Source organism: Pseudoalteromonas sp. TB64, from assembly GCF_000498095.1.
In the GTDB taxonomy this organism is placed as follows: domain Bacteria; phylum Pseudomonadota; class Gammaproteobacteria; order Enterobacterales; family Alteromonadaceae; genus Pseudoalteromonas.
On the sequence record NZ_AUTQ01000256.1, the window covers coordinates 1 to 4,501 of the forward strand.

Below are 4,501 nucleotides of genomic sequence, written 5' to 3' on the forward strand. Positions count from 1 at the left end.
AAAGTGGTTCATAAACTATTTGATATCATATTCTTAGCCGTCAGCGCTGTTGTGTCTGGATGCCAAGGCTGGGAAGATATTGAAGATTTTGGTCATGATAGATTAGATTGGCTCAGGAAATATGTTCCCCTAGAGCAAGGTATTCCTCGTCATGACACAATTGCCCGCGTACTAAGCCGTATCGATATGACGCAATTTCAAGATTCTTTTTCTTCTTGGATGAAAGCATGCACTAAGTTAACCCAGGGCGATGTCGTAGCTATTGATGGTAAATGCTTAAAAGGCTCATTTAATCAGTCAGATAGGCGCGATGCACTTTATATGGTCAGTGCGTTTTCATGCGAAAATGGTGTCGTTTTAGCGCAATGTCCTGTTGATAAAAAGTCGAATGAAATAACAGCGTTACCAACACTTCTTGAGTTACTTGAGATAAAAGGGTGCTTAGTCACAATTGACGCCATGGGGTGTCAAAAATCAATTGCAGAAAAAATAGTGAGCAAAGAAGCTAATTACCTTCTTGCAGTGAAGGCAAATCATAAAGGACTCCTGTCGCAAATAGAGGGGGCTTTATTACCGGAGATAACACGACAAGCGTCTGAAGGGATTTTGTTTAATGAAGCAGATTATCAAAAAAACAGAGAGGAGTTTAGGTGTTGTGCAGTGCGTCATGATGTAAGTGATTTATCAGAAACGATACACTGGGAAGGTGCAAAGACGGTGGGTGTTATTGTTTCCTACAGAAAGGAAAAAGGTAAAGTAAGCAATGAGTTATGTTATAGGTACTATATCAGTTCAGCATATTTAACGGCGGAAGAATTGGCAAGGTCAGCGCGGCAACATTGGCAAATAGAGAACGGATTACATTGGCGTTTAGACGTAGGATTTAAAGAAGATGAGTGCCGAATTAGGCGCGAAGGTGCAGCGCCAGTATTTGCAGGGCTGAGGCATATCGCATTTAATCAATTAAAGGCTGAAACCAGTTTTAGTAAAGGTATGCCAGCAAAGCAGAAGAAAGCGATGCGCAGTACAGCTTATCTTGAAAAGGTATTGAATTTATAGTGTTTTTTCATGCTCTTGCCCTGGGTTTAAAGGCAGCTAATTACTGAGAACCAAATAACAATTGATTAATGAAGTTTTTGAAATTTCCAGATTTTTTGTTGGAGGGGTTAATATTTAGTAATTAGTATTCAGTACAAAAAAGCGTTAGCTCCTGGCTAGCGCTTTTTTTTCCTTCTTATTTTTGAAATAGATAACATCGTATTTAATTGGCTCGCCAAGGCATGCTGGAAAGTGTGAGCTAAGAAACAAAAGAGCGAAAAACTCACTCCTCCTCGCCTTCTTTTTTCGTCCAAAAAATGTGTCAAATTGACAACCTCAGTGACACGTCATTAATTGTCAGCTAGCCCAGTAAAAGGACCTGTCGTAGGTTTTAAAAAGATCAAACTGTCAAAAAGTGACAAAGTTTGACATGAAGTGACAACAAAAAGATAAAATTGCTGGTGAGTTTTAAAAGTTTATAATGGATACTACGAAATATTAATTTTATTACTTACAGAAAGGATTCAAATGCATCACGATTTAAAGTATGGAGTTGAGCATATGCTTAGTCTATTTGCTTCAAGTTATTTGCACTTTCCTGCAAATGCACTTTATGATGAAGATATGTTTAAGCAACATCAAAAATTATTGAATTCATGTCACATATATATTATTGGTTTAGTTCCTAAGATAGCCATTGATGGCTTTAAAATTGATGAAAATAAAATAGTTTTTAATGTGATTTATGGAGATCAAGATTTAGAGTTGCCTTTGATTATTCCCGCTGGCTTCGATCTTGCTCCAGAGGATGATGAAGATTACCCGTGCTTAATTAATAAAGAAGACAAACTCTGGTTAACACCCCAGATGGCTTTTAGTCTTATACATAATCATACAAAAAAGTTTGATTTTGATGTACTTTATATAGGCCAAGCATACGGGAAAAATGGCTCTAGAAATGCTAGAGATAGACTTTTGAGCCACGGTACATTACAAAAAATATCTTTAACACATACAGTACCAAATAAAGAATTACATGTACTAGTTATTGATATTAAGGAAAACAATCAAGTAATTACAATGTTCAATCATAAGGCTAAGGAAAGAGAAAAAGATGATGCACGTATTAAATTAGGTTTAGAAAAGATTTTTAATACTTCTGAGCATGAACAAGTCTGTCTGTTTGAAGCTGCATTTATTAAATACTTTGAGCCTAAGTTTAACAAAGAATTTAAAAATAGCTTTCCATCTACTAATCTAAAAATACTTCAAGACTGCTATGAAAAGGATTTTGCGAGTATTTGTGCGGAGATCAATCTTGATGGGCTGCCGTTTCATTTAAAATCAGGGAAAATTGAATCTCACTTCTCTCACATGGCACATTTTAATATACATGGGAAAGCTGATAGAGAGGCTTTTTTTTCTATGAAAAGGCAACCTAGATTGTAGAGCTAAAAATTATAGGGGTTGGAGTGAATAAGTAACCTTACTTACTAGCGCCCTTTAATTTTCACATTTCTTAAACCTGCAAGTCCAAGCATGGCAAGTGTTAATTCAATCATTGCATCGAGTGGTAATTCAGGTTTACCAATACCAGGTATTAACCAATACTAGAACCGGGTTGACCACAAAGGAAAATAAAAAACCTAAGCCACATACCCAGATTTAAAACGGGCTTGCACCTTCATAACCTCGGATTGTGCTAAAGCAGGTTGCCGCGCCAAGCGTTGTTTTATAATATCAAGCGTTACTAACTCTTCATCGCTAGTAAATAGATTATCAAGCACATTACCCTCGGCATTAATTAGCTCAGCCGAATTGCTGGTGAATAAATTCGTAACCCACCCCATTATTTTACTTTTCTGATAAACTTAATTGTGCGTACACACCAGGTTTATCGCTATAACGCATTGTTAAATATGGTAAATGGCGCAGCTTAATAACTTGTCCAAATGAATTTTTAATAATTTGCAAATATGCATTACCGCTCCACAGTAAATCAAATGCAAATTTGCTAAGCACTTGGTGCCTTAACAGCTGGTTTGGTGGATAAATGATGTTGTAGTCAAAGGCTTTAAGTCTAAAGTTGTAGCCCAAGTAGTTAAGTTACTTGAACGCACTAAATAAGGTGTGGATTTAGTCGCTGACTTTATAAATATCAATTACCGTAAATCAATAGTTTGGCATTAGACTAAAGTCTATAAGTTAGTTTTATTCACTTGTTAGGTTTGTTTTAATCGTTTGTCGGTTTTGTGTTAATTCTCTAAAGTTTAGTTGTCGGCAACAAGTACGACTTAACTAATCAGGAATATAATCATGAAACTTACTCTTATCAAAACTATCGCTCTTAGCTCACTACTTACATGTTCAGCTGCTGCAATGGCTGAGCAAAGTGATTACAAATTAATGGTTATTGAAACTGCAACAGCGCCACAGCCACTTGAGCAATCATTTAATAGCTGTGCACTGAATGTTAAGTCAAAAAATTATGCTCAAGCCGAAGCAATTTGTACTAAAGCAATCGCGCTTTTAAAAGACGCAGATGGCCCTAAATTTAAAGTACGCCAACTTACATCATTTGCATTAAGCAACCGTGGTGTTGCACGTTTAAAAGCGAATAACGATACGGCTGGTCTTGCTGATTTATACGAAGCAAACGAAATGTCTAAAAGCGCAATGGTATCGCATAACTTAACTCGCGCTAAAGAAGACCTATCTTTAATAAGCGCTTTATAAAATGCTTACAAAAGTATGATATAAAATAGCGAGTGTAAAAAAGCCCATGTTAGGTTAATTCCTAACATGGGCTTTTTTGTTTTATTAAATGCGTGGGCTAATACGTTAAATACATTAATATTTTGGGTATGCTTGTTTACGCTATAAGAATATAATACGAGATAACCGTATAAAAAATAATATCCCTTCTGCTTTGCTTATTTTGAGTAAGGCACCATTAAATAAATATTGAGATTTAAACCATGGCACCAGGAACCAGCCTAAGCGTACTTGAAATAAGTGCGATATTTTTATCAATTACCGCGTTACTCACCTATGTAAACCATCGTTTTATTGGCTTACCAACAACCATTGGCGTTATGGTTATTTCAATGCTTTTGTCTATCGGCGCTATATTTTTGGGCTTTTTAGGGTTTGATGATCTTATAGATTACGAAGTGAGCTTGCTCGATCAGTTAGATTTTACCGAGGTTTTGCTTGATGGCATGCTTTCTATGCTGCTTTTTGCAGGGGCATTACACGTTAATGTTAGCGATTTAAAGCGTTATAAACTGCCAATCGGGATTCTTGCGTGTTTAGGCACGTTGTTATCTACGGTCATTATTGCCGGCGCACTTTATTTTGTATTGCCGTTACTTGGGTTTAATTTGTCGTTTATTTGGTGCTTGTTGTTTGGCGCGTTAATATCGCCAACCGATCCGATTGCGGTAATGGGTATTTTACAATC

5 protein-coding genes and 1 pseudogene are annotated in these 4,501 nt (G+C 36.5%); 4 read left to right on the forward strand and 2 right to left on the reverse strand.

Annotated elements, in window-relative coordinates; translation table 11 throughout:
* Together L647_RS0121075 and L647_RS0121080 are read left to right on the forward strand one after the other, a co-directional pair.
* Window positions 1-1,059: ISAs1 family transposase (locus tag L647_RS0121075; RefSeq protein WP_024610393.1), on the forward strand; the 1,059-nt coding region annotated here is incomplete at its 5' end.
* 507 nt (window positions 1,060-1,566) lie between these two features.
* Window positions 1,567-2,487, forward strand: coding sequence for a hypothetical protein (locus L647_RS0121080; protein WP_024612777.1), 921 nt, complete (start codon window positions 1,567-1,569; stop codon window positions 2,485-2,487).
* A gap of 197 nt (window positions 2,488-2,684) precedes the next feature.
* On the opposite strand, the gene L647_RS1000000126635 is transcribed toward L647_RS0121080, so the two are convergent.
* Both L647_RS1000000126635 and L647_RS1000000125505 read right to left on the reverse strand, forming a co-directional pair.
* The gene (locus L647_RS1000000126635; RefSeq protein ID WP_253948927.1) at window positions 2,685-2,888 is read right to left on the reverse strand and encodes a hypothetical protein; all 204 of its coding nucleotides are present in this window, start codon (window positions 2,886-2,888) and stop codon (window positions 2,685-2,687) included.
* A 19-nt stretch (window positions 2,889-2,907) separates the two neighbouring features.
* Window positions 2,908-3,099: pseudogene (locus L647_RS1000000125505) on the reverse strand (phage portal protein); the annotation flags it as partial.
* Window positions 3,100-3,354: 255 nt separating this feature from the next.
* Between L647_RS1000000125505 and L647_RS0121095 the strand changes: the two are divergent.
* Both L647_RS0121095 and L647_RS0121100 read left to right on the forward strand, forming a co-directional pair.
* Window positions 3,355-3,774 carry a hypothetical protein gene (locus L647_RS0121095; protein WP_024612778.1) on the forward strand — a complete coding sequence of 140 codons (420 nt, stop codon included), beginning with the start codon at window positions 3,355-3,357 and terminating at the stop codon, window positions 3,772-3,774.
* Window positions 3,775-4,016: 242 nt separating this feature from the next.
* A partial coding sequence (locus L647_RS0121100) for a cation:proton antiporter (protein WP_024612779.1) occupies window positions 4,017-4,501 on the forward strand: 485 nt, incomplete at its 3' end.

Coding starts and splice junctions, on each gene's coding strand:
- L647_RS0121080 (WP_024612777.1), top strand. CDS start 1,567: ATGCATCACGATTTAAAGTATGGAGTTGAGCATATGCTTAGTCTATTT.
- L647_RS0121095 (WP_024612778.1), top strand. CDS start 3,355: ATGAAACTTACTCTTATCAAAACTATCGCTCTTAGCTCACTACTTACA.
- L647_RS1000000126635 (WP_253948927.1), bottom strand. CDS start 2,888: ATGGGGTGGGTTACGAATTTATTCACCAGCAATTCGGCTGAGCTAATT.